We start from the raw sequence: 25,244 nt of genomic DNA on the forward strand, positions 1-25,244 counted from the left end.
CGCTGCCGCGCTGCGCTCTTGCGCAACCGCAGCGCTTTTGTCATACATTATGACAAAAGCGCTGCCAAGCTGGCACCGACCGGCGGACGGCCAAGAGAACGCCAAGACCAACAAGATCCGTGACCAACAAGGTCCGTTCCTGGGGAGGAGCACCACCATGACATCGACGCGGGTAAGTCGCCGTATTCTGTTGCGGTCGTCGGTCACTGCCGCAGCGTGGCTTGCCGCCGCGCCCGCCATCATCGGCCGTGCCGAGGCCGCGGTCATGAAGCTGCGGTGCTCGTCGTCGCTCCCCAACGATCCCAAATACGCCAATGGCCGCGTCTACTACGACAATCTGGTCAAGAGCCTGAAGGCTAACGGGCTCGGCGAGCAGATCGAGGTCACGTTCTTCCCCGACAACCAGCTCGGCCAGGAAATCGACGTCATCAATTCGGTGAAGCTCGGGGTGATCGACCTGATGGTGTCGGGCTCGTCGATCTCGGCGAACCTCGTGCCGCTGGTCGGCACCTTCGACCTCGGCTACCTCTTCACCAGCTTCCAGCAGCAGACCAAGGCGTTCGACGCCGGCGCCGCCAAGCCGATCGAGGATGCGCTGCTCAAAGGCGGCAATATCCGTATCATCGCCTGGGCCTATAATTTCGGCGCGCGCAGCGTGCTGTCGAAGAAGCCGGTGAAGACGCCGGACGATCTCGCCGGCTTGAAGATCCGCACGCTGCCCAATCCGATCATCACCGAATGCCTGCGGCTGATGGGGGCGGCGGCGACGCCGCTGGCGTTCGGCGAGATCTATACCGCGCTGCAGGCCGGCGTGCTCGACGGTCTCGAGCACGATCCGCCGACCATCCTCGCCAGCAAGTTCTACGAGACCTCGAAGAGCTACGCCCTGACCCAGCACATCTTCTCGCCGCTCGCGGTCTATTTCAGCGACACCACCTTCAACCGCATGGATCCCAAACTGCGCGAGGGTTTCCTCGACGCGGCGAAGAAGGCCGCCGCCGACACCCGCACCCACGGCCTCGCGGTGGAGAAGGAGGCGCTGGCGTCGTTGGCTGAGAAGGGTGTCACGGTGGTCGAATGCGACAAGGAGGCGTTCCGCAAGCGCGTGCTGCCGCAGACCGACAATTTCATCAAGGCGCGGCCCGAGACGAAGGCCGTCGTCGATCTGATCCGTTCCACCCAGGCCTGAGGTTGGCGCATGTCAGTCGCCGCAGTCGCGACGAGAAATAGCACCGATCGGATCACGGCGCCGCTGCTCGCGCTCAGTGATGCGATCGCCGCGATCCTGCTCGCCGCCGATCTCGCGGTGGTCTGTGTCTCGGTGCTGGCCCGCTTCCTGTTCAACGCGCCGGTCGAGTGGTCGGACGACGTCGCCCGCGGGCTGATGGTCGGGTCGAGCTTCTTCGGGGCTGCGAGCGCGCTGGCGCGCAGCGAGAATCTCGGCGTCGCCTTCTTCATCGACATGTTGCCCCCGGGCGTGCGGCGGGTGGTCGACGCGGTCGGCGCACTGCTCGTCACCATCATTGCGGCCACCGTCGCGTTCAACGCCATCAAGATGGGCTGGCTGACCACCGGCCAGACCTCCGGCTCCGGCCTGCCGCTGGAGTGGACGTTTTATCCGATGGGTATCGGTGCGGCGTTCATGACGGTGTTCGCGTTCGAGACGTTCTGCGGCCGGCCGCTGCGCGACATGGCGGCAGGCATGGTCGCGACCGCCGTCATTGTCGGTCTTTATCTCGCGTGGGATGCATTCGCGCCGTCGTCGGTGCCGTCGTCGCAGACGTTGATGCTGATCGGCTTCTTCCTCACGCTGTTCGGCGGATTGCCGATCGGCTTTGCGCTGGCGCTGGCCGCGCTGATCTTCATCTGGGTCGAGGGCACGCTGCCCGGCGTGATCTTCGCCCAGCAGATGGCGCGCGGCATCGACAATTTCGTGCTGCTGGCGATCCCGTTCTTCATCCTGGTCGGCTATCTGATGGAAGCCAACGGCATGTCGGTCCGGCTGATCGAGCTGTTGCAGCGCGCGGTCGGTCGGATGCGCGGCGGCCTCAACGTCGTGATGGTGATGTCGATGGTGCTGTTCTCGGGCATCTCAGGCTCGAAGATGGCCGACGTCGCCGCTGTCGGTTCGGTGCTGATCCCGGCGGCGCGCCGCTCGCGGCAGAACCCGGGCGGCGCGGTGGCGCTGCTCGCGGCGTCCGCCGTGATGGCGGAGACCATTCCGCCCTGCATTAATTTGATCATCCTCGGCTTCGTCGCCAACCTCTCGATCGGCGGGCTGTTCGTCGCCGGCATGCTGCCGGCCGCGCTGATGGCGCTGGCGCTGATCGCGGTGTCCATCATCTTCGGCAAGCGTCCCGCCGCGAACGCGGAAGCGGAGCCGCGCGCCGCGGTGTCTGGATTGTGGACCGGCGCGATCGCCTCGTTCGGACTGATCTTCATGATCTTCTTCGGCTTCAAGAGCGGCTTTGCCACCGCGACCGAGATCTCGGCCTTTGCGGCGGTCTATGCCATCGCGGTCGGTAGCCTGCTGTTCCGCGAGCTCGGCGCGAGGAGCCTCGCGCACTGCTTCGTGCAATCGGCGGTTCGTTCGGGGCTGGTGCTGTTCATCGTCGCCGCGGCGCAGTCGCTCGCCTTCATCCTGACCTTGCAGCAGGTGCCGCATGCGGTCGGCGATCTCATGCTGGCGATCTCGGGCAGCCACGGCGTCTGGCTGTTCATGCTGCTGTCGATCCTGGTGCTGGTGGTGATGGGCTCGGTGCTCGAGGGCGCCGCGGCGCTGATCATCTTCGGCCCGCTGCTGCTGCCGGTCGCGGTCAAGCTCGGCATCGATCCTCTGCATTTCGGCGTCGTGCTTGTGATCGCGATGGGGCTCGGGCTGTTTGCGCCGCCGCTTGGCCTTGGGCTTTACGGCGCGTGCCTGATCGGCAATGTGCCGATCGAGCAGACCATCAAGCCGATCGCAGGCTATCTCGGGCTGCTGCTGCTGTGCCTGCTGGTGATCGCGTTCGTGCCCGCGATCAGCACGGCGTTGCCGCATGCGCTCGGCTATTAGGGAATAGAACCGTGAAGGTACTCCTCGCCCACACCCCGCAGATGCGCCGCGACTATTACGGCGAGCGCAGCCTGAACGGCCTGCGCGCGATCGCCGATGTCAGGCTGCACGAAGGTGACGAGGCGCTCGACGCGGCGGCGCTGATTGAAGCCGCCGCCGATGTCGACATCATCGTCGCCGATCGCACGACGCAGGGCTCCGGCGAGATATTCCCGCTTCTGCCAAGGCTGCGCGCCTTCGTGCGCTGCGCGGTCGATATCCGCAATATCGATGTGGCTGCCGCGTCCGCTGCCGGCGTGCTGGTGACGCAAGCGAGCGCCGGCTTCGTTCAGTCCGTTGCCGAGCTCGCGCTCGGCTTCATGGTCGATCTGTCGCGCGGCGTTTCGCGGGCGACCGCGGATTATCACGCGGGCAGGGCGCCCGAGGTCGTGATGGGGCGCCAGCTTGCGGGAAGCACGATCGGCATCATCGGCTATGGCAGCATCGGGCGCCATCTGGCCGAAATCGCCAAAGTCCTCGGCATGAACGTGCTGGTCGCCGATCCCTTCGCGACCGTTGAAGATACGGCGATCGCACACCTGCCGCTCGATGATCTGCTGGCGCGCGCGGACTTTGTCGTCTGCCTGGCGATCGCCAATGCGGAGACCGAGAACCTGATCGGGCAGGCGGAACTGGCGCAGATGCAGACGCACGCGTTCTTCATCAATCTGTCGCGCGGCAACCTCATCGACGAGGCGGCCCTTGCGGCCGCGCTGCGCGACGGTCGCATTGCCGGTGCCGCATTGGATGTCGGCCGCGCGCCCGACCAGATGCCGACGCCTGAGCTCGCCAAGCTCGGCAATGTGATCGCAACGCCGCATGTCGGCGGCCTGACGCCGCAAGCCATCGAGCATCAGTCGTCGGAGACCGTGCGCCAGGTCGCGAAGATCGTCGCCGGTGAGATCCCCGTCGGCGCGGTCAATGCCGCGCACTGGACGCGGCGGCCGCGGCCATGAAAGTTCGGCAATGCCTAATGCTATCGGAAGGGCTGGACAAGACCTTTGCACCCAGCTCAAACTTGAACCCGTAACCGCGGCCCAAGAGCGCGCGGATAATCAATGAACGGACGTCCCGCAGCAAACGACGGGCGCCGAGAGGGAAACAGGGAGTGCATCACATGGCCATCTCACGCCGTGACGTTTTATTGGGCAGCGCCGGTGCTCTCGGTGCCGCATCATTCTCCTTCCCGGCTCCTGCCATCGCGCAATCGGAACCGATCAAGATCGGTTGTCTCGCGGCGATCACCGGGCCGAGCTCGGCGCCGACGGTCGGCTTCAACCGCGGCGTCAACTTCGCGGTCGACGCTATCAATGGCGCCGGCGGCGTGAAGGGCCGCAAGATCGAGCTCGTGATGCGCGACACCCAGGGCGATCCGACCAAGGCGGTGAACGCCACGCAGGAGCTGATCAGCCAGGCCAAGGTTCACGCGATCTGGGGGCCGCTTAATTCGGGCGAGGCGCTGGCGACGACGCCGATCATGGCGCGCGCCAAGATGCCCGATTTGCATCCTTGTGTCGTCGAGACCCTGATCGATCCGGTCAAGTTCCCCAATGCGTTCCGCATCGCGCCGTCGAACAGCCAATGGGACGATGCGGTGCGCAATTATTGCCTGAAGATCCTCAAGGTGAAGAAGGTCGCCGTGATCGGCGACACCACCGGCTACGGCGTCACAGCGGTCGGTGCCTCGGTCGCGGCGTTCAAGAAGGACGGCGCTGAAGTCGTGTATCAGGCCAACATCGATTCCACCCAGCCCGACATGACGCCGGACATGCTGCGCGCCAAGAACACCGGCGCCGAGGCGATCGTGGTGTGGAGCGTCTCGACCGGCATGGAGGCGCGCATGTTCAACACCCGCGCCGCGATGAACTGGGACGTGCCCTTCGTCGGCCACCCCTCGATGGCGTCGGGCGAGCTCGCGAGCCTGGTTGCAAAACCGGAGAACTGGAAGAAGGTCTATGCGATCGGCTACAAGAGCTGCAGCTATGACAGCGCCGGTAAGCTGCCGCCGAAGAGCGAGGACCTGGTCGCGCGGCTGACCAAGGCCAATATCGCGCTGAACGATACGCTGTTGTGGTGGGTCGCCGGCGGCATCGACTGCATCGAATTGATCGCCAAGGCCGTCGCGGAAAGCGGCTCGACCGATAGCGCAGGGATCATCAAATACTGGAATTCGCTGTCGACCTATCCGGGCTATTTCGGCAACTACCGGTTCTCGCCAACCGAGCATAACGGTTACCTGACCGAAGAGATCGTGATGTCGGAATCGAGCACGGCGAAGAACGGCACCTTCGCGCTGGCGCCGGGGTATATATAGAAGGGCGAGGACGCAGCCGATGCTGGCCTCGATCCTTGCATCCGGTCTCGCGGCGGGCGCGATCTACGCGCTGGTCGGCGTCACCTATAACACGATGTTCTCGACCTCGCGGGTGATGAGCTTCACCGCCGGCCAGCTGGCGATGCTGGGCGGCGTGTTCGGTTCGATGTTCACGCTGAAGCTCGGCCTGCCGATCGCTGTCGGCTTCGTGCTGACGCTGGTCTGTTGCGCGATAATCGGTATCGTCACCGAATTCGTCGCGGTGCGGCCGGTGCTCAAGAGCCTCGACCAGCATCTTTACGTGCTCTCGACCTTGGCGGTCGCGCTGATGATCCAGCAGGTCACCGCGATCAAATGGGGCACCGAACCGCAGCCGTTTCCGCGCGTCGTAGGGCTAGGCGAGGGCGTGCTGGACGAGAAATTCTGGCTGCCGGTCGTTGCCTGCGCCGTCACCATCATCGGCCTCGAATATCTCTACCGCCGCACCCTGGTCGGCCGCGCGTTCCTGGCCATCGCGGAGGACAATTTCGCGGCGCGGGCGCTCGGTCTGCCGGAGCGCAATCTGCGCGTGGCGAGCTACGCGCTCGCCGGCGTGGTCGGCGGCATCGCCGGATTTTCCGGCGGGCAGTTGCTGCTCGCCTTCTTTGCCAACGGCGCGCTGCTCAACTTCTACGGCTTCGTGCCGGTGGCGCTGGGCGGGCTCGGCAACAACCGCGGCGCGATCATCGGCGGGCTCGCGCTCGGCCTGTTCCAGCAGGCGGCGAACTTCCTGGTCGGCGGCATCTTCTCCTCGGTCGCGGTGTTCACGCTGTTCATCGTGGTGCTGCTCGCAGCTCCCCAGGGACTGTTCGGCAGTTCGACCGCGCGGAGGGTGTGATGAGCTCGGTCGCTGCAACGCCGCCTCGAACCGACATCGGCGCATGGCGCGCCGCGCTGCCGCATATCCTGCCGTTCCTCGGCATTCTGGCGGCGGCGGTGCTGCTGCCGTTCGTCAGCAATGATTACTGGGTGCTGATCGGCACCCGCGCCGCGATCTACTGGGTGCTGGTGTCCGGCCTCAATCTGGTGGTCGGCTTCGCCGGCCATCTTGCGATCGGCTATGTCGCGCTGCTGACGCTCGGCGCTTATGCGACCAGCGTGCTGGTCGCCGGCAATGTGATGCCGGCCATTCCGGTGTTTGCCGCCCTGCCGATCGCAGGCCTGATCGGGGCGATCTTCGGCGTGATCGTCGGCCTGCCGGCCTTGCGCCTGCGCACCTTCTATTTCGCGATGTCGACCCTGGGCTTTGCGACCATCGTGACCCAGATCGCGCTGGCGTGGCAGAGCGTGACCGGCGGCGGCATCGGCATCACGGGTCCCGAATTTCCGGCGCCGTTCAATACGCCGTGGGGATTTTACGGCCTCTGCATCGGCTTCGCCGCGTTCACGACCTGGATGAGCGCCAATATCGCGCGCAGCCGCTTCGGCCGCGCCCTGATCGCGGTGCGCGACGCCGAGGTCGCGGCCGAGGCCAGCGGCATCTCCAAGCCGAACATGCTGATCGCGATCTTCCTGTTCGCCGGCGCGCTGGCGGCAATCGCCGGCGGATTGTTCGCGACGCTGCAAACCTACATCACGCCCGACGCCTTCACCTTCGATCTCTCGGTGCTGTTCTTCATCGCGATCCTGATTGGCGGCCGCGGCTCGATCCTCGGGCCGATGCTCGGCACCATCATCCTGACCATCCTGCCGGAGATCGCGGCGCCGCTAGCGTCCTGGTCGACCTTCCTCTACGCGGTGCTGTTGCTCCTGATCGTGCTGGTGATGCCCGGCGGGATCGCAGCGCTGCTCGATTTCCGTAACCGCCGTCCGCTCGCCAGCAACCGCGCCATCGTGCCGCGCCCGGCCGCACTCGCCGACATCGTGCGCCGCCGCGACGGCGGCAAGGCGTTGCAGCTGCGCGGCATCGCGCTCAGCTTCGGCAATGTGAAGGCGATCGACGGCCTCGATCTCGACGTCGCGCCCGGCCAGATCCACGGCCTGATCGGCCCGAACGGCAGCGGCAAGACCACGACGCTGAACGTGATCTCGGGCTATTACGCCGCGAAGGCCGGCACCATGACGCTTGGCGACGCGACGTTGCCCGCGGGCCAGCCGGTCAAGCGCGCCGCATGCGGCATCGCGCGCACCTTCCAGACGCCGCGGGTGATCGGCGAAGCCTCGGTGCTGGAGAACGTCATGATCGGCGGCTCGATCGAGGGCAGGGCCAATTTCGTCGAGGCGATGCTCGCGCTGCCGCGCAACGGCGTCGACGAGCGGATGCTCGCCGCCAAGGCCCGCGCGCTGCTCGGCGTCGTCGGCCTCGAGGCGCTCGCCGATGTGCGCGCCGACCGGCTGCAGCACAGCGAGCTGCGCTTCATCGAGATCGCGCGCGCCCTGATGCTCGATCCGGATTTCCTGCTGCTCGACGAGCCTGCGGCCGGCCTCTCCAATGACGAGATCGAGCGGCTCGCCACCTTGATCAAGGCGGTCAGCGGCCGCGGCACCGGCGTGCTGCTGGTCGAGCACCATGCCGATTTGATCTTCGACATCTGCCACCAGGTCACCGTGCTCAATCTCGGCCGCACGCTGGCGGCGGGCACGCCGGCGGAAATCCGCGTTCACAAGGAGGTCGTCAGTGCTTACCTCGGCGGCTGACCCCCTCCTTAAAGTGACCGCGCTGGAATCCGGCTACGGCAAGATCCGGGTGCTGCACGGCATCGACCTGACGATTGGCGCCGGCGAGGTGGTTGCGCTGCTCGGTCCCAACGGCGCCGGCAAGACCACGCTGCTCCGTGCGATGTCGGGCCTGTTGCCGGTCACTGCCGGGCAGGTCCGGTTCGGCGGCCGCGACATGACCAACGCCACGCCGCGCGATGCCGCGCGCGCCGGGCTCGTGCACGTGATCGAGGGACATCGCGTGTTCACGCAGATCTCGGTCACCGACAATCTGCTGCTCGCCGGCTACGACCTGCCGCGCGCGGAACGCGCCGTGCGCATCGAGGAGGCGTTGTCGTTCTTTCCCGAGATCGCCGAGAAGCGGCATGAGCGCGGCGGCGCGCTGTCGGGCGGGCAGCAGCAGATGCTGACGGTGGCCCAGGGCCTAGTCCGCCGTCCGCGGCTCCTGATGCTCGACGAGCCCTCGGCGGGGCTTTCCCCGGTGCTGGTCGATCGCGTCCTTAATGTGATCGGTCGGTTGCGCCAGCAGGGCACGTCCGTACTGCTGGTTGAGCAATTGCTGGAAAAGGCGCTGGCATCGGCCGATCGTGTCTACGCGCTGGTGCAGGGGGTGATCGCGCTGGAGGCGCCGACCGGCGAAAACGACCTGCCGCACCGGCTCGAACGCGCCTATTTCGGCCACGAGAGCCACGCCCTGGGCGCCTGAGGCCGCCATATCCCCGCCCCGCTTAAAGGTCAGGCTTGGTTAAAGGTAAGGCTTGGCGCTCGGCGCCGATTCTGGCTTCATGGGGCCTCATGCGGCAGGCCTGCCGATTGTGCTAGGATGCGCCGGAGCCAGCCAACGGACGGGGTATCGGGAAGGTGGTGTGAATGCTGTGCCCGGCCTGTCAGACAGACACCCTGGAAGAAGATGGCGTCTGCCGGTCGTGCCGCCTCAGCTTTACTTCCGTCTGTCTGAGTTGCGAGCATCCAAATCTCGAGAGCGCACGGTTCTGCGGGGCCTGCGGCGAGCGCCTGGACCAGCCCCAGCCGGTGGGCGAACGCAAGGTCGTCACCGTGATGTTTGCCGACATCGTCGGCTCGACCGAATTGATCGGGGACAATGATCCCGAGCTTGCGCTGGATCGCCTGCCGCCCGCCTTGGCGCGGATGGGTAATGCCGTCCGGCAGTTCGACGGCACCATCATGCGCAGCATGGGCGACGGGTTGATGGTGATCTTCGGCGTTCCGCACGCCCAGGAGGACCACGCCCTCCGTGCCTGCCAGGCGGCGCTCACCATGGTTCAGTCGTCTCGGGACAACGGTATCGTGCTGCGCGTCGGCATCCATTCCGGCGAGATCGTCGCGGGCGTGCCGGACAGGTTCACCAAGGAGCAGGGCGTCTATGGCGCCGCCGTGCATCTGGCGAGCCGGCTCGAGCATATGGCCCAGCCGGGCGACATCTGCGTCACGGAATCGACGTTCAAGCTGGTGCAGGCATCTTGCGATGCGCGTGCCCTCGGCCATCAGGACGTCAAGGGATTCCCGCGGCAGATCGGCGTCTACCGGCTGGTCGGAATGAAGCCGTCGCGCGCGCCGTTCCGGGATGCCGTGGTCGGCACCTATCGAGGGCGCGATGCCGAGCTCGCCATCCTCCATCAAGCGTTCGCGGGCGCCGAGCAGGGCGCCGGGAAGGTGATCGGAATTTCGGCGCCGCCCGGCATCGGCAAGAGCCGCCTGTGCTTCGAATTCGCGCGCGGCGCCAAGGAGCGTCTGGTGCCGGTGCAGGAGGCAAGCGCGTCGCCCTACGACCATTCCGGTCCGCTGCAACCGCTGCTGGAATTCTTCCGCAACTTCTTCCGGATCGCCTCGAGCGACGACGCCGAGACGGCGCGTGCCAAGGTCGCGGCACGGATCGAGTCCTCGGTCCCGCATTTGATGGAAGACGTGGCGCTGCTCGCCGACTTTCTCGGCATCCGCGACCCGCAATCGCCGGTGCCTGCGCTCGATCCGAAGACGCGGCACACGCGGCTGGTCAATCTCGTCGCGAGCCTCGTGCGCGACGGCACGCGCACGCCGTCGGTGATCATCATCGAGGACATCCACTGGCTCGACGAGGCGAGCATGGAGTTCGTCTCGGCGCTGGTCAATGTCGCGCATGTCAGCCGCGCCCTGATCATCCTCACCTACCGTCCGACCTATCAGGCGCCGTGGCAGGAGGGGCCGCAATTCCAGGAGTTGCGGCTTGACGAACTCCGCAACGAGGATATCTCCGCCCTGATCGCGGACTTGATTGGCGAGCATCCGTCCACGGCCGCAATTTCCGGCCGTATCGTCGAACGAAGCGGCGGGAATCCGTTCTTCGCGGAGGAGCTGGTCCGTTCGCTAATCGACAGTGGCGATCTCGCCGGCCGCCCCGGCCACTACGAGATGTCCGGGCAGGAGTCCGCCGAGACGCTGCCGACGACCGTGCAGACTGTGATCGGCGCGCGCATCGACCGTCTCGCGCCGATGGACAAGGAAGTGCTTCAGGTCGGCGCCACGATCGGACGGGAATTCCCGTTTTCGGTGCTGGCCGAAGTGGCACGCGCAAGCGACGACGAACTCGCCGGCATTCTCGGCCGATTGTCGCATCTCGAGTTGATCCAGGCGGTTGCGAGCGAGATCGAGCCCGACCGATACGCATTCCGCCATCCGCTGATCCAGGAGGTCGCCTATGCGATGCAGCTGCGCGGCCGCCGCGTCGAACTGCACCAGGCGGTCGCGGGTGCCCTGGAGCGATTCTACCAAAACCGGCTCGGCGAATATGCCAATCTGATCGCGTATCATTTCGAATCGGCCAAGGATTTCGGATCAGCCGCCAACTATCTGGCCCGCTCGGCGAGCTGGGTCGGTACGACCAATTCGCGGCTCGGGATGAAGTCGTGGCTCAAGGTCCGGCTGCTGCTGCAGTCGCTGCCGCGCTCGCCGGAAACCGATCGGCTGCGGATGCACGCGTCCGGTCAAGTGTTGATCCTTGGCTGGCGCGAAGGCATCAGCGCCGAGGAGGCTGCGCCGTTCTTCCGCGAGGCCATGGCTGCTGCACGGGACCTCAAGGACTCGCTCTGGGAGGTCCTGCTGCTTGCCGCCTTTGGCCGGGTCTCGGCCGGGACGGGCTCGGCCGACGAATATGTGCGGCAACTGCTGCAAGCGATCGAGGTCTCCGAGGACCCGAGCATCAGGACCATGATGCAGGTGTTCCTGTGCCAGGCCTACGGCTATGCCGGCAAGATGCGCGAAGCGCTCGCGGCCGGCGAGACCGCACTCCAGCACATCGCGAAGATCGAGAAGGCGCACGAAGCGCCGCTTGGCTTCAATGTGGAACGATGGGTTGAGGGCCTGCACGCGCGGCTGCTGGTGCGGACGGGGAACTTCGATGTTGCGCGGGAGAGCATTGCCCGACTGGTCGCCAGCGAGAGCGGCCATCCTGATCCGGCGGTCCTGTTCATCCCGCATCATGCCGGCGTCGAAATGGCCTGGCTGACGCAGGACGAAAAGCTTGCCGATTTTCACAGCTTGCGGATCGACGAGATCGCCAGGAGAAACGACACGCCCTATGTCGCGGTGTATGCGAGCGTCTGCCGCGGACTGGCGCTGTCGCTGGCGGGAGACCACGCTGCGGCGATCCAGAAGCTAGAATCGGCGATCCGGCTCGCGCGCGAGGCTTTCGCCGGCCTCGAATATGAAAGCGACATGCTGGCGCTGCTCGCCGAAATTCATCTGAAGAGCGGCAGCCACGGCGCGGCCTTCAGCGCGGCCGAACAGGGGATCGTGGTTGCGCGGGAGCGGCGGGCGCGGCTCGCCGAATGCCGCTTGACGCTGGTGCTGGCGCATGTGGTCAATGCGGACCGCCTGCGTTACCCGCAGTATCGGTTGAACGAGCTGCTCGCTCACGCGCGGAATCTCATCAAGGAGACCGGCGCCTCACCCTATGAGCGCCTGTTTCCGGTCGTGCAGTCGTCGTCCTGCGGACAAGAAGCGTGAATTCACGCATGCCGTAGTCGGTGACCACCTCGACGCGGCCCAATCGATTGCAAAACCCGATCCAGCGCTCCGGTGCAGTCCGATAAAGCCCCGCCTCGGTGCGGGCGTCGTCACGCGGCAGCATGAAGTTGACGGCGAATCCGATCCGGCTGCTGTCCCGGAGATCGGCAAGGATTGCCCCGACATAGGCTTCCCAATCCGCGACCGGATGACCGAGCCGGACGTTGAAGATCCCGCTTGCCAGCGAATAGTCGGCGAGCGCGCCGCACTGCGAACCCTCGGCAAAGCTGGCCTGCGTGCTGCCGGCCCAGCGGGCGCGGGCGGCCGCGATCATCGCCGGCGAAATGTCGATGCCGCGATAGGTCACTTCGGCATCGCCATGCCGCGTCGCCAGGAATTCCAGCAGCGCGCCGTAGCCGCAGCCGAAATCGTTCAGGCTGAACGGCCGCCTGAAATCGCACAGCTTCAGGAGCTGCACGAAGCGCAGGTTTTGCGAGAGCACGTTCGGCCAATCGACCCCGAGCGGGGTCGGACCATGGCGCTCCAGCGTTCCGGAATAGTAATCGCGGACCTTGGCGTGCGGGTCGAGCATCGCCGTGGTGTCAGGTTACTTCTTGTTGCGGACGGCGGCCTTGGGACGGTCGGCCCTGATCATCGGCATCGAGATCGTGAGAAAAACCAGAGCGGAATAGTTCAAGGCGCGATCGCCGGCCGTCACCCTCACGACGCCCTTCGGAGACTCCCCGGGGTGCGAGGTAAACTGCACCGCCAGCGGCTTGCTGCTCTCGAGATTGGCCTTCAGCGATGCGATGATCTGATCGTGTCCAGTCAGCTTCGTTGCCTTGCCGTCGACCGAGGCGCTCGTCTTCTTCAAGAGGCCCAGAAATCTGTAGAACCCCCTGCGATCCGCTTCGCCGACCGGCGCAATATTGAGCAGCTTGAAGGACGTCTCCAGCGAACGGTCCGGCGAGAAGACCTTGAACTCTTTCTGAAATTGAACCATTTCGCTCAGCGCTTCGCCGATAAGTCGGGAATTCATCTGCTGCAAAACGTTGGGGACGTAACTGTCGGCAACCAAACCACCCATTGTATTCCTCCTGAAAAGGCCATGATAACCCGCTTCCCGGCTTCCGGCTAGACGAGAGCGGATGGCTCACGGTTTACAATCACTGGTTTGCGCGGCTGTCTATGAATTGCTTCACAGAGTTGGCCGTGCATGATGCAAAGCCTGCGCTCTTCGTGAGCCGTCCCGTCCGGTCGGCTTCTTGTTCATCCCATTCGACAGTGCCTCCATGCGACTCCCCTTCTTCTACGGCTGGATCATCGTCGCGGTGACCTTTGTCACCATGGCGATCGGCGTCAACGCGCGCACGGCGTTCTCGCTGTTCTATCCCCCGATCATCTCCGAGTTCGGTTGGGAGCGCGGCGTCACGGCGGGGGCCTTCTCGTTCGGCTTTATCGCCTCGGGAATCGCAAGCCCGCTGATCGGCCGGCTGATGGATCGTCGCGGGCCGCGCGCGGTGATGGAGCTCGGCGTGCTGCTGATGGGTTCGGGCCTGCTGCTGGCGCCGCTGACCACGCAACCCTGGCACCTCTATCTCACCATCGGCGTGCTGGTCGGCTCCGGCAGCGTCTGCCTCGGCTATTCCGGCCAGTCGCTGTTCGTGCCGAACTGGTTCATCCGCCGCCGTGGCCTTGCGATCGGGCTCGCATTCGCCGGCGTCGGCATCGGTTCGGTGACGCTGCTGCCATGGGTCCAGCACATGATCGAGCACACCGGCTGGCGCACCGCCTGCACCGCGATGGGGATCGTGGTGCTGGTCGTGCTCGCGCCGATCAACCTGTTGCTGCGCAAGCGGCCGGAGGACATCGGCCTGCAACCGGACGGCGATGCCGCGCCGACGGCGACGTCGGCCAAGCCGGCATCGAACATCGTCGATCCGGCCTGGGCCGGCACCGACTGGACGCTGCCGCGTGCACTGCGCACGGCACGGTTCTGGTGGATCGCGATCGGCTATTTCTGCGGCCTGTACATCTGGTATGCGGTGCAGGTGCATCAGACCAAGTTCCTGCTCGACATCGGCTTCAGCTCCAATGTCGGCGTCTGGGCGCTTGGCGTCGTCAGCCTGCTCGGCATTCCCGGCCAGATCTGGCTCGGGCATCTTTCCGATCGCATCGGCCGCGAATGGGTGTGGGCGATCTCCTGCTTCGGCTTCGTGATCTGCTTTGCCGCGCTGGCTGCGCTGAAATACTGGCCGAGCATGGCGCTGATCTATCTGATGGTCTTCACCCAGGGCGCGCTCGGCTATGGCCTGACATCCGTGATGGGCCCGGTGGTGCTGGAGATCTTCCAGGGCAGGCACTACGGCAGCATTTTCGGCACCGTGATGCTGGCTGCGCTCGCCGGCGGTGCGGCCGGCCCCTGGATCACCGGCCAGCTCTATGATGTCTCGGGCAGCTATACCAGCGCGTTCCTGGTCGGGATCGCCGTCAGCCTGCTGTCGGCATTCGCGATCTGGCAGGCTTCGCCCCGCAAGGTCCGCGCCGTCGCCGGACAGGTGCACAAGATCGCCGCCTGAAGATCAGGCGGATGAAACGCCGATCGCGCGCTGCAGGTCGGTGATCGCACGCAGGCAGCTGTCGGCGGGCGTGGTGTCCGGATCGATCAGGCGATGCAGGCGGAAGCCGTCTTCCAGTGCCAGCACGATCGCGCCGGTCCAATCCGGATTGAGCCTGGGACTCCTGCCGCTGCTTTTCTGCGCGGTCGCGACGATGTCGGCGATCAGCTTGCGCCGGGCACGCAGCCGCTTGGCGAGCTCGGGCCGCCGCTTCTCGGCGCGCGCCACGAACAGGATCATCTCCATGTGCAGGAGAGGCGAGCGGCCGAGCGGGTCCTGCTGGCTGCGATCAACAGTGCGCAGCGCCTCCAGGAAGTCAGGCAGGTTGCTGTGCTTGGCGAGCAGGTCGAGATTGCGCCGGATCGACTGCTCGACGTGATCCTCGAGCATCGCGAAGATCAACTCGTCCTTGCTCTTGAAGTTCGAATAGAAGGCGCCGCGGCTGAAGCCCGCGGCGGCTGCGATCGCCTCGATGCTGGCGCCGCCGATGCCCTGTTCCTCGAACACCCGCGCCGCCGCCTCGAACAGCTTCTCGCAGGTGTCGTCTCGTGTCGGTCTGGTTCGAACCCTTGACATCGGCGCAGTTTAGGGCACAATGCAACTCAATACAATAGTGTATCGAGTTGCATTCGATGAAACGAAAATGGCCGCATCCGTGATGGTGCGGTCTTGAGGATGACACCAAGGCGCGCCAGGGTTTTAGGCACCGGTGCACGAGCGAACGAGGTCACCATGAACGAGCAAGTTCAGCCGGCGAGCGGCGATCCGCTTTTCAATCCACTGGCCCCCGAATTCATTCGCAATCCCTATCCGTATTACGAGCGGCTGCGCCGTCTCGATCCGATGCACGTCAACGCGCATGGCGCCTTCGTCGCCAGCCGCCATGCCGAGGCGAGCCTCGTGCTGCGCGACAAGCGGTTCGGCAAGGACTATGTCGAGCGTACGATCCGCCGCTACGGCCCCAAGATCATGGACGAGCCGGTCATTCGCAGCATGAGCCACTGGATGCTGCAGCAGGATCCGCCCGATCACACGCGGCTGCGCGGCCTTGTCGTCAAGGCGTTCACCGCGCGCCGCGTCGAGGACATGCGCCCGCGCATCCAGCACGTCGTCGACGAGACGCTCGACCGCATCATTCCGCAAGGAAGGATGGACCTGATCGAGGATTTCGCGTTCCGCCTCCCGGTCACGATCATCTGCGACATGCTCGGCATCCCGGAGGAGCATCGCGAGGCCTTCTATAACGGCTCGCGTGACGGCGGCCGGCTGCTGGAGCCGGTGCCGCTGACACCCGAGGAGATCAAGCAGGGCAACGCCGGCAATGCGATGGCGGCGATGTACTTCCATCAGCTGTTCGAGCTGCGGCGCAAGCAGCCCGGCGACGACCTCACCACGCAGCTGGTGCAGGCGGAGGAGGACGGCCAGAAGCTCACCAACGAGGAGCTCACCGGCAACATCATCCTGCTGTTCGGCGCCGGCCACGAGACCACCGTGAACCTGATCGGCAACGGGCTCCTCGCGCTGTTCCGCAACCCGGACCAGCTCGCGCTGCTCAAAGCCAATCCCGGCCTGATCACCAATGCGATCGAAGAGTTCCTGCGCTACGATTCCTCGGTGCAGATGACTGGCCGCGTCGCGCTGGAAGACATTGAGGATCTCGGCGGCAAGCGCATCCCGAAGGGCGAGAGCGTGCTGTGCCTGCTCGGCTCCGCCAATCACGATCCGGCGGTTTATCCCGACCATCCCGAGAAGCTCGATATCCAGCGGCCGAACGTGAAGCCGCTGTCGTTTGGCGGCGGCATCCATTTCTGCCTCGGTGCCCAGCTGGCGCGGATCGAGGCCGAAATCGCGATCTCGACCCTGCTGCGCCGGATCCCCGGCCTGCGGCTCGATGACGCGGAAAATCCGGAGTGGCGGCCGACCTTCGTGCTGCGCGGGCTGAAGCGGCTGCCGGCGAGCTGGTGACGTTCCCGGAAGGGGGCGGCCCTGCCGTGAAGCTGGCGCACGCACGCTTGAGCGGAAAACCACCGTCCGATTAACGTTGTAGCGGTAAAGCCGCTGTGACTTCGCCATACTTGTCTCTATATTTGGGTTGCTCCGGCCAAGGGTTGGCAAAGGTTCAGCATAAGGAGGCTGCCGCGGAGCGGGCTCAAAGGGAGACACCGTGCAGACGACGCTGCTCGGCCTGGCAATCGCGTTCATTCTTGCATTGGTGGCCGCGCTGGTCGGTCCGTATTTCGTTGACTGGAACCAGTTCAGGCCGCAGTTCGAGGAGGAAGCGTCCAAGATCATCGGCGCGCCGGTGCGCGTCGCCGGCAATCTCGACGCGCGTTTGCTCCCGGCGCCCTCGCTGCGGTTGAAAACCGTCAGCGTCGGCGGCACCAACGACCTCGGCAAGGTCCGGGCCGCCAGTCTCGATGTCGAGTTCAGCCTGAGCTCGCTGATGCGCGGCGAGGTGCGCGCCAACGAGCTCACCGTCAACGGCGTGTCGCTCGATCTCGGGCTCGATCCGAAGGGGCGGATCGACTGGTCGCCGTCGAGCGGCAGCTTCAATCTGGCCTCGCTGGCGATCGACCGGCTCAACCTGACCGGCCGCGTTGCGCTGCATGACGCCGCGAGCCACAGCACGCTGGAGCTGAATGACATCGCCTTCAGCGGCGACGTCCGCTCGCTGGCCGGCGCGATCCGTGGCGACGGCAACTTCATGTTCGACGGCAACCGCTATCCGTTTCGGATCTCGACGGGGCAAAGCGCCGATGGCAGCGGTACCCGCCTGCATTTCAACATCGATCCCGGGCAGCGGCCGGTGTCGGCCGATCTCGACGGCATCCTGACCTTCGAGGCCCGCACGCCGCGCTTCGAGGGGACGATGACGCTGGCGGGGACACCGGGCCAGCGCGGCGGCAGCGACCTGCCGCCCTGGCGGATCGCGACCAAGGTGAAATCGGATTATTCGGCGGCACGTCTCGACCAGATCGAGGTGAGCTATGGCGCCGAGGACGGCGCACTGAAGCTCACGGGCAACGGCGATCTCCGGTTCGGCGCGTCGCCGCTACTGCGCGCCTCGCTCACGGCGCGGCAGCTCGACGGCGACAAGTTCGCGGCCAAAGATGGCGCCAAGGACGGCAACAACGGCAATGTCGAGCCGGTGCGCGTGCTGCCGGCATTACGCGCGGTGTTGTCGGGCCTGCCGCAAAGTCCGATTCCGGCACAGATGGAGCTGACATTCGAGCAGATCATGCTCGGCGGGCGTCCGTTGCAGGACATCTCGGCCGAGCTGCAATCGGATGCCAAATCGTGGACCGTGCGCCGGCTGGAGTTTCGCGCGCCGGGATCGACGCGGGTCTCGATGAGCGGCGCCAGCGCGCAAGCCGGGGTCTCGAACAGCTTCAAGACCGCGCTCAATGTCGAATCGTCCGATCCCGATGCGTTGATGGGCTGGCTGCAGGGGCGGAGCGATGTCACCTATCGCAGCCAGAAGCCGCTGCGGCTGCGCGGCGATGTCACGGTGTCGCCGTCAGGCTTTTCGATCGATGCGATGAAGGCGGAGATCGAGAGCGGCACGCTCGAGGGCCGCGTCGCGGTCGCTCATCGCGATGCCGCGAACGGCTCCAGGGTCGAAGCCCAGTTGAAGGCGGAGCGGCTCGATCTCGATGCGACCGCTGCCTTGATCCATTCGCTGGCCGGTCCGCAGGCCGAATGGCCCGACGAGGCGCAGCTCTCGCTCGACGTCGGGCGTGCCATCTCCTCGGGGCAGGAATTGCGGCCGCTGCTGGCGAAGATCGCCTATAGCCAAAAGAGCATCGTGCTCGAGCGCGTGAAGATCGGTCAGCCCGACAATGTCACCCTTGACGGGAGCGGCAATTTCGACCGCGCCAATTCGACCGGCAAGCTCGCAGTCGACGCGAGCGCCGCCTCGCTTGGCCGGCTGGTCGCGGTCGTTCAGCCGTTCGCGCCGGCGCTGGCCGCGCGGCTTGGCGTGCTCCGCGCCGATGCCGGCCCGGTCCGTGCCAGGCTCGCGCTTGACCTTGGCAAGGGCAAGGCCGCCGATCGGGTCAGCGCGCGCGCGACGCTCGATCTCGACACGCCGCAGCTGAAGGGCAGTACGGTGATCTCGGCAACGCCGCAGGTGGCTGCGATCCGTGCGCTGGATGTCGATGTGCTTCGGCGCAACGAGGTGACGGCGGAAGCGAGGGTCTCGGCCAGCGAAGGCCGTGCCTTGCTGGCGCTGCTCGGGCTTGACCGCGTGGTTGCCGCCGGTGCGGGCGCGACCCAATTCGAGGGCACTGTGAGCGGCGCATGGCAGGCGCCGTTGCGACTGAAGGCACGGCTCTGGGGTGCCGGGCTCGACGCGGATGCGGAAGGCAGCGCGGAGCCGTGGTCCAAAGACCGAAGCAAGGATGGGGCAAGGGATGGGGCGAGCGAGAGCAAATCGAGCGTCAGCCTCCGCGTCCGCAGCGCCGACATCAGTCCGCTGCTCAATCTGAAATCATCGGATCCGGCAGCGAACATCCGTCTGTCGTCGAAGCTGACGCTCGCGGGCGACCGGCTGACCTTCGACGATCTCGACAGCATCGTCGCCGGTTCGCGGATGCGCGGCCGTCTGGCGCTGACGCTCGCCGATCAGAAGAGCATCGACGGCGAAATCGGCCTCGATCAGATCACGCTGGCGCCGATTTTCGCAGCCGCGATCGGTGCGGCCGGCCACGATGCGGCGGAGCCGCTCGGCACCGGGCTCACCAGCGCCTGGCGCGGCAAGGTCACGTTCGAGGCGCTGCACGGCCTGCTGCCGGGCGGCGCCGAGCTGCAGCCGGTCAGCGGCACGATCAGGTCGGACGGGCAGGCGCTGACCTTCGACGGCATCAAGGGCAAGATCGGCGGCGGCGAGGCGACCGCCTCGATCGATGCGCGACAGGGCGTCAACGGACTTGCATTGAACGCCAATGTGCAGCTGTCGGGCGTCGACGCGTCGGCGCTGCGCTATCGCAGTCTCGCGATGCCCAAGGCACGTGCTTCGATGCAGATGACGTTATTGACGCAGGGCCGTAGTGCCGCGGCGTTGACCGGTGCGATGTCCGGCAGCGGCATCGTGACGCTGGAGGGGCTGAACCTTCCGGGTCTCGATCCGCGTGCGTTCGACGTCGCGATCCGCGCCAGCGATTCCGGGCAGGCGACCGACGATGTCAAGCTGAGGCAGATCGTCGAACCGGCGCTCGCCGCCGGCGGGCTGTCGATCGCCTCGGCGCAAATTCCCTTCAACATCCGCGACGGCCGCATCCGTGTCGCGGCCACCACGCTTGCGGCCAACGGCGCCAACGCCATCGTGTCCGGCGGCTACGACATTCCGGCCGATCAGGCCGACATCCGCGCCGCACTGGCATCGACGCAGGTTGGCAACGCCAACAGTCGCCCGGAAATCCAGCTGCTTGCCGTGGGCACGCCCGACGGGCTGTCGCGCAGCATCGACATTGGCGCGTTGTCGTCGTGGCTTGCGGTGCGCGCGATCGACCGCGAGACCAGGCGGCTTGACGCGATCGAGCGCGGCGAACCGGCGCCGCCGCCGGCCCCTGCGGCGCTTTCGCCTACCATCGGTCCGGCGCCTGATGCGTCCAACCCAAATTCGGCGGCAGTGCCTTCGGCCAATCTGCCGGCGCCCGGCCCCGATCCGCGCCGCGTCCCTGCGAAGCCGAAGATCGTGGCACCGCGGCCGCCGATCGTCCCGCCGGTTGCCACCGCACCTGCCGTCGTGCCGCCCGCGCCGATTGCTGGCCAGCCCCAGGTGGCGCCGTTGCCGCCGCCGATCGAAGTCAAGCCGGCACCCGGTGCGGCCAGGCTGCGGCCGTTGCGCCCGCCGCTGTCGCTGACGCCGCAGGTCGCCAATCCGCCGCCGCGGCCGGCCATGCAAAACTGAAGCGCGCCTCAAGGCATCGCGGCTACCGGTTCGCGTGAAGAAACCGCGTCGAGCCGAGGCGGTTCACGACTGGTGCTGGAGAATATTGATCAGTCGGCCGAAGGGATCGCGGACGTAGAACCGCCGCACGCCCCACGGCTCGTCCGCCGGTCCATATTCGATCGCGATGCGGGCAGCTGTCATCCGGCGCAGGGCCTCGTCGAGATCGTCGACTTCGATCGAGAGATCGGGCACCGGCGTGCCGGAGCCACCTTCGGATGCGAAGCTGATTTGAACCTGCATCGTTTCGGATGAGCCGTAAGTCGCAACCCAACCGAAATCCATCAGCGACGCGAGGCCGAGGATGTCGCGATAGAACGACGTCGCTGCCGCAATGTCTGCTGTGGCAACGCTCGCGACGATGCGATTGACCTTCATGCGGAAGTCTGCGCGGTGGAGCGACCGTCTGCGCGATGGCGACGGTCGGAGAGGCGGTCAGGCCTGCTGGCGCGTATCGACCTGCTGCGGCCTGACATCCGTCGGCACGGCCGGCGTGGCGCGCGAGCGGAAGTAGTCGAGCACGAAAAGCCGGATCGCGGAGGACAGATTGCCCTGCTGACGGTTGCTGTCGATCTCGCCGACCAATTCCGACAGCGTCATGTTCCGCAGTCCGGAAATCTCCTTCATGCCGTTCCAGAAGGCCTCTTCGAGGCTGACGCTGGTCTTGTGGCCGGCAACCACGATCGAACGCTTAACGACGGGAGACTTCATGATGCGTCTCCACTTTCGATACGCTGCTGATTGAGAAGGTGCTGATTGAGAAGGTGCTGATCGAGCACACGCGCATTGCGCTCGTCGAGAAATTCGTCACGCGCGCGCTCGGATTTGGTGCGACCGAATAGCGCACGATTGGCTTCGGCCTGCTTGGCTGCTTGTTCGCGCTCACTGCGCTTCTTGAATCGTTTCAGGTTGACCACGTCGCCCATGCTCGTCGTCCTCAATCGTCCCCAAAGCGGAATTGGTGATGCATCGTGACGAAAGCAAGAGCGACTGCACTGCGCGCCCGGCTCGATATTCATCCCGAATCCCCATTTGATGCTTCTGATAGCATCAAAGAATCCGTTTCGCTCTGCGAAAACTAGACGTCTGTACCACGCGCCAGCGCAGAGCTGATAGGTAACGGGCCTTAGTCTTTAGGCGTTATGGTCCATAATTATATCACGCGCGCTGACCGTAATTATCCGGACATTGCGCGTCGCCCGTTCAGCCGGGGTGTGTCATTTTGTCCGGCTGCACGAGGCGATCAAATTCATCGGCAGACACAAATCCAAGCCGCAAAGCCTCTTCCTTCAGCGTCGTTCCGTGCGTATGCGCCGACTTGGCGACCTTGGCTGCGTTGTCGTAACCGATCTTCGGTGCGAGCGCGGTCACCAGCATCAGCGAGCGCTGCATCAGTTCGTTGATGCGCTTTTCGTCGGCGCGTATGCCGTCAACGCAATGCTCAGTAAATGAGCGGACAACGTCAGACAGCAACTGAATGGAATTTATCATACAATATGCCAAAACTGGCTTGTACACGTTGAGCTCGAAATGGCCCTGGCTGCCGGCAACGGTGATCGTGGTCTGATTGCCGAACACCTGGCAGCAGACCATCGTCATGGCTTCGCACTGGGTCGGGTTGACCTTGCCCGGCATGATCGACGAGCCCGGCTCGTTCTCCGGCAGGATCAGCTCGCCGAGACCGGAGCGCGGGCCGGAGCCGAGGAAGCGGATGTCGTTGGCGATCTTGAACAGCCCGGTCGCCACCGAGTTGATCGCGCCGTGCACCAGCACATAGGCGTCGTTGGAGGCCAGCGCCTCGAACTTGTTCGCCGCGCTGGTGAACGGCAGCCTGGTGATCTCGGCGACATGCTTCGCGAAGGCGTTGGCGAATTCCGGCTTCGAGTTGAGGCCGGTGCCGACGGCGGTGCCGCCCTGCGCCAGCGGAAACAGCTCCTTCACGGCGGTGTGCAAGCGCGCGATGCCGCTCTCGACCTGCGCGGCGTAGCCGGAGAATTCCTGGCCGAGCGTCAGCGGTGTCGCGTCCTGGGTATGCGTGCGTCCGATCTTCACGATCTTGGCGAACGCCTCCTGCTTCCGGTGCAGCGCCTGATGCAGCTCGGTGAGCGCGGGGATCAGGTCGGCGATGATGCGGCTTGCGGCCGCGATATGCATCGCGGTCGGGAACGAGTCGTTCGAGGACTGGCTCATGTTGACATGATCGTTCGGATGGATCGGCTGCTTGGCGCCGAGCTCGCCGCCGAGCATCTGGTTGGCGCGGTTGGCGATCACCTCGTTGACGTTCATGTTGGTCTGCGTGCCGGAGCCGGTCTGCCAGACGACCAGCGGAAAATGATCGTCGAGCTTGCCGTCGATCACTTCCTTCGCTGCGCCGGCAATGGCGTCGGCGCGGCGCGCATCGAGCTGGCCGAGTTCGCGATTGGTCTCGGCGGCCGCGAGCTTCACCATGGCAAGCGCGTGGACGATCGCGATCGGCATCCGATCGTGGCCGATCTTGAAATTCTGCCGCGAGCGTTCGGTCTGCGCGCCCCAGTAGCGGTCGGCGGGAACGTCGATCGGGCCGAAGCTGTCGGTCTCGCTGCGGGTGGCGGCGTTGGATGCTGTGGTCGATTGAGCCATGGATGCTCTCCGTTGCGTCATCAGAACGTGGCCCGGCAGGCCGCCGGGTTTTCCGGCCCGGCAACGCGACGGCGGCCGCGCGAAGGCACGTTCATTCATGCAGAGATAGTCCGCGATGACGATCTGTCATCCCGGTCCTCACCAACATCCTACAAGGTCGCGGAGTGAACTGCGCTTAGATTACTTCTTGCGGAAACGGTCGAGCCGCACCACCTCGGCGCCTTCGCTGGGCTTGTCGGGCTCCTGCTCGGTCTCGGCCGTCTCGGCCTCGACGCGGGCAGCAGGTGCGGGCAGGGGAGCGGCCGGCGCCGCAGCGGGAGCGGCCTCCTCGGACAGCGCGTCCGAGACGTCGAAGCGCAGATCGAACGGCGCGGACGGATCGAGGAAGCGGGTCACCGCGGCGAACGGCACGGTCAGCCGCTCCGGAATCCCGCCGAACGACAGGCCGACCTCGAAGCGATCCTCGGTCACCACCAGATCCCAGAACTGGTGCTGGAGGATGATGGTCATCTCTTCCGGATATTGGGCGAGCAGCCGGGGCGACAGCTTCACGCCGTCGCCATGCGACAGGAAGGTGATGTAGAAATGGTGCTCACCCGGCAGGCCATGCTCGGCGGCGTCGGACAGCACCCGGCGCAGCACCCCGCGCAGCGCATCGCGCGCCAGCACGTCATATCGGATGTGATCGGTCGCCATGGTGATCCTGTCGCTTCGAAAAATGGTCGGCAAGGCCGCGCCGGTCGATCCGACTCGCCCTTTTGGCGATATGCTACCCCGCCGGGAGCCGGAAATCAGCAGGGCTGGTGGCTGAAATGCGGGCGGACGCCCGATTGGAAATAAAGTGGAGGCTTCTGTTGCCAGGTGCCTCCGAACCCCGCCTAGCGGAGCTTAACCCGCTAGGACTTTAAGATGGTCTTTCAAACTGCGTTACGCAGCCTGAGCAACCGGAGCAAAGTTGTCGTTGGCAACTATTGCATTAGCCCGATAACGGCGGAACCATACCGAGAAAAAACACGCCCTTTACGCCCTCGTCGATCCTATTTCGCCCCCGCCAAAAGCCACCGAAACAAGGGTTTGGGATGGGTTTTGGTGGAGGCGCCGGGTACCGCCCCCGGGTCCGAATGGTTTATTGCGACGGCCATTTATTTCCATAGCCGGCGAACCGGCACCCCCAATATAGCGGCAAAGTCGTAGAAAAACAGAGCCGATTCAGGCCCTTTCGGCTGTGAAAACACACCAAATTGGGGTGGTCCGCCTCCGGGTGGCGTTCTAGCATCCGTCCATGCCTCCGGAATTCCCGCCGGTTGCCGCCCCGGCGCCGGATGCCTTCCGACCCATCGCCGCCCAACCAGCCCGGCCTGTTCGAGTTGTTCCTGGCGTTCGCCAAGATGTCGCTGGCCGGCTTCGGCGGGGTGCTGGTCTGGGCCCGGCGGTCGATCGTCGAGCAGCGCCGCTGGATGACGGCGGAGGAGTTCAACGAGACCCTCGCGCTGTGCCATTTCCTGCCGGGTCCGAACATCGTCAACCTGTCGGTCGTGTTTCGACGGGCTGGTCGGGCCATCGATGGTGATCGCGACCCATGCTGGCCGCGCTCTACGCCCGCTACGGCGATGGCGTCATGTTGCGCCGAACGCTTGCAGGCGTCGCCTGTGCCGCGGTCGGGCTGCTGTTTGCCGTCGTCCTCAAGATGATGAAGCCGCTGCTGAAGCGGCGTGATGTCGCAGGCCTCGTCATTCCATCAGCGGTCTTCGCTGTCGATCGGCCTGATGGCTGCCTCCGGCCTGATCGTGGCGCGGACATCAGACCAAAGTTGGATCGCGGTCCTGATCACCATTGTCGCAGCCGCGCTTGCATTTGCCACGCGGATCAATCCTTTGTGGATGTTGCTTGCCGGAGGTCTCCTGGGTTTCGCTGGCGTTGTCTGATGAAAATCGCTAGCAAGGCTTGCGG

20 protein-coding genes, 1 other RNA gene and 1 pseudogene are annotated in these 25,244 nt (G+C 65.4%); 13 read left to right on the top strand and 9 right to left on the bottom strand.

All coding sequences use genetic code 11. The annotated features are described in order from the left end of the window. The first annotated feature begins 157 nt into the window (after positions 1 to 157). From ACVINW_RS23010 to ACVINW_RS23045, 8 genes are all read left to right on the top strand, one after another. On the top strand, positions 158 to 1,189 hold the full coding sequence (locus ACVINW_RS23010; protein WP_456753401.1) for a TRAP transporter substrate-binding protein: 1,032 nt from the start codon (positions 158 to 160) through the stop codon (positions 1,187 to 1,189). Positions 1,190 to 1,198: 9 nt separating this feature from the next. Next, positions 1,199 to 3,055 carry a TRAP transporter large permease gene (locus ACVINW_RS23015; protein ID WP_456753402.1) on the top strand — a complete coding sequence of 619 codons (1,857 nt, stop codon included), beginning with the start codon at positions 1,199 to 1,201 and terminating at the stop codon, positions 3,053 to 3,055. 11 nt (positions 3,056 to 3,066) lie between these two features. Further along, complete coding sequence (locus ACVINW_RS23020; RefSeq protein WP_456753403.1) at positions 3,067 to 4,050, top strand: NAD(P)-dependent oxidoreductase; 984 nt, start codon at positions 3,067 to 3,069, stop codon at positions 4,048 to 4,050. A 161-nt stretch (positions 4,051 to 4,211) separates the two neighbouring features. Then, complete coding sequence (locus tag ACVINW_RS23025) at positions 4,212 to 5,408, top strand: ABC transporter substrate-binding protein (protein WP_456753404.1); 1,197 nt, start codon at positions 4,212 to 4,214, stop codon at positions 5,406 to 5,408. A gap of 19 nt (positions 5,409 to 5,427) precedes the next feature. Further along, positions 5,428 to 6,285: a branched-chain amino acid ABC transporter permease gene (locus tag ACVINW_RS23030; protein ID WP_456753405.1), complete on the top strand. Its 858-nt coding sequence runs from the start codon at positions 5,428 to 5,430 to the stop codon at positions 6,283 to 6,285. After that, positions 6,285 to 8,084, top strand: coding sequence for a branched-chain amino acid ABC transporter ATP-binding protein/permease (locus ACVINW_RS23035; RefSeq protein ID WP_456753406.1), 1,800 nt, complete (start codon positions 6,285 to 6,287; stop codon positions 8,082 to 8,084). The genes ACVINW_RS23030 and ACVINW_RS23035 overlap by 1 nt, the downstream gene beginning before the upstream one ends. After that, positions 8,065 to 8,811: an ABC transporter ATP-binding protein gene (locus ACVINW_RS23040; RefSeq protein ID WP_456753407.1), complete on the top strand. Its 747-nt coding sequence runs from the start codon at positions 8,065 to 8,067 to the stop codon at positions 8,809 to 8,811. Before ACVINW_RS23035 ends, ACVINW_RS23040 begins: the two co-directional genes overlap by 20 nt. A gap of 326 nt (positions 8,812 to 9,137) precedes the next feature. Further along, positions 9,138 to 12,107: an ATP-binding protein gene (locus tag ACVINW_RS23045; protein ID WP_456753408.1), complete on the top strand. Its 2,970-nt coding sequence runs from the start codon at positions 9,138 to 9,140 to the stop codon at positions 12,105 to 12,107. On the opposite strand, the gene ACVINW_RS23050 is transcribed toward ACVINW_RS23045, so the two are convergent. Both ACVINW_RS23050 and ACVINW_RS23055 read right to left on the bottom strand, forming a co-directional pair. After that, positions 12,031 to 12,699, bottom strand: coding sequence for a class I SAM-dependent methyltransferase (locus ACVINW_RS23050; RefSeq protein ID WP_456753409.1), 669 nt, complete (start codon positions 12,697 to 12,699; stop codon positions 12,031 to 12,033). The two genes, ACVINW_RS23045 and ACVINW_RS23050, sit on opposite strands and share 77 nt — an antisense overlap. 15 nt (positions 12,700 to 12,714) lie before the next feature. After that, on the bottom strand, positions 12,715 to 13,194 hold the full coding sequence (locus tag ACVINW_RS23055; protein ID WP_456753410.1) for a hypothetical protein: 480 nt from the start codon (positions 13,192 to 13,194) through the stop codon (positions 12,715 to 12,717). Between the two features lie 205 nt (positions 13,195 to 13,399). Here ACVINW_RS23055 and ACVINW_RS23060 point away from each other — a divergent pair, with 205 nt between their 5' ends. Beyond that, on the top strand, positions 13,400 to 14,686 hold the full coding sequence (locus tag ACVINW_RS23060; RefSeq protein ID WP_456753411.1) for an MFS transporter: 1,287 nt from the start codon (positions 13,400 to 13,402) through the stop codon (positions 14,684 to 14,686). Positions 14,687 to 14,689: 3 nt separating this feature from the next. Here ACVINW_RS23060 and ACVINW_RS23065 read toward each other — a convergent pair whose 3' ends face one another. Then, entirely contained in the window at positions 14,690 to 15,301 is a 612-nt protein-coding gene (locus ACVINW_RS23065) for a TetR/AcrR family transcriptional regulator (protein WP_456753412.1), read from the bottom strand. Between the two features lie 156 nt (positions 15,302 to 15,457). Between ACVINW_RS23065 and ACVINW_RS23070 the strand changes: the two genes are divergently transcribed. Further along, the gene (locus ACVINW_RS23070; RefSeq protein ID WP_456753413.1) at positions 15,458 to 16,690 is read left to right on the top strand and encodes a cytochrome P450; all 1,233 of its coding nucleotides are present in this window, start codon (positions 15,458 to 15,460) and stop codon (positions 16,688 to 16,690) included. A gap of 199 nt (positions 16,691 to 16,889) precedes the next feature. After that, positions 16,890 to 20,636 carry an AsmA family protein gene (locus tag ACVINW_RS23075; protein ID WP_456753414.1) on the top strand — a complete coding sequence of 1,249 codons (3,747 nt, stop codon included), beginning with the start codon at positions 16,890 to 16,892 and terminating at the stop codon, positions 20,634 to 20,636. 63 nt (positions 20,637 to 20,699) lie between these two features. Here the strand turns inward: ACVINW_RS23075 and ACVINW_RS23080 are convergent, their stop codons facing one another. From ACVINW_RS23080 to ssrA, 6 genes are all read right to left on the bottom strand, one after another. Next, positions 20,700 to 21,053 (bottom strand): VOC family protein, encoded by a 354-nt coding sequence (locus tag ACVINW_RS23080; protein ID WP_456753415.1) that lies wholly within the window; start codon positions 21,051 to 21,053, stop codon positions 20,700 to 20,702. A 57-nt stretch (positions 21,054 to 21,110) separates the two neighbouring features. After that, a complete protein-coding gene (locus tag ACVINW_RS23085) occupies positions 21,111 to 21,386 on the bottom strand; it encodes a ribbon-helix-helix domain-containing protein (RefSeq protein WP_021077181.1) in 276 nt (91 codons plus the stop codon). Next, on the bottom strand, positions 21,383 to 21,601 hold the full coding sequence (locus ACVINW_RS23090) for a DUF4169 family protein (RefSeq protein WP_456753416.1): 219 nt from the start codon (positions 21,599 to 21,601) through the stop codon (positions 21,383 to 21,385). The genes ACVINW_RS23085 and ACVINW_RS23090 overlap by 4 nt, the downstream gene beginning before the upstream one ends. A 277-nt stretch (positions 21,602 to 21,878) precedes the next feature. Next, positions 21,879 to 23,294: a class II fumarate hydratase gene (gene fumC, locus ACVINW_RS23095; RefSeq protein ID WP_456753417.1), complete on the bottom strand. Its 1,416-nt coding sequence runs from the start codon at positions 23,292 to 23,294 to the stop codon at positions 21,879 to 21,881. A gap of 180 nt (positions 23,295 to 23,474) precedes the next feature. After that, the gene (locus ACVINW_RS23100; RefSeq protein ID WP_456753418.1) at positions 23,475 to 23,990 is read right to left on the bottom strand and encodes an SspB family protein; all 516 of its coding nucleotides are present in this window, start codon (positions 23,988 to 23,990) and stop codon (positions 23,475 to 23,477) included. Positions 23,991 to 24,134: 144 nt separating this feature from the next. Then, positions 24,135 to 24,499: a transfer-messenger RNA gene (ssrA, locus tag ACVINW_RS23105) on the bottom strand. 99 nt (positions 24,500 to 24,598) lie between these two features. On the opposite strand from ssrA, the gene ACVINW_RS23110 reads away from it, so the two are divergent. Beyond that, a complete protein-coding gene (locus ACVINW_RS23110) occupies positions 24,599 to 24,985 on the top strand; it encodes a chromate transporter (RefSeq protein ID WP_456753419.1) in 387 nt (128 codons plus the stop codon). A 60-nt stretch (positions 24,986 to 25,045) separates the two neighbouring features. Continuing rightward, positions 25,046 to 25,219, top strand: a pseudogene (locus ACVINW_RS23115) (chromate transporter); the annotation flags it as partial. Between the last annotated feature and the right edge of the window lie 25 nt (positions 25,220 to 25,244).

This window comes from Bradyrhizobium sp. USDA 4461, from assembly GCF_054055655.1.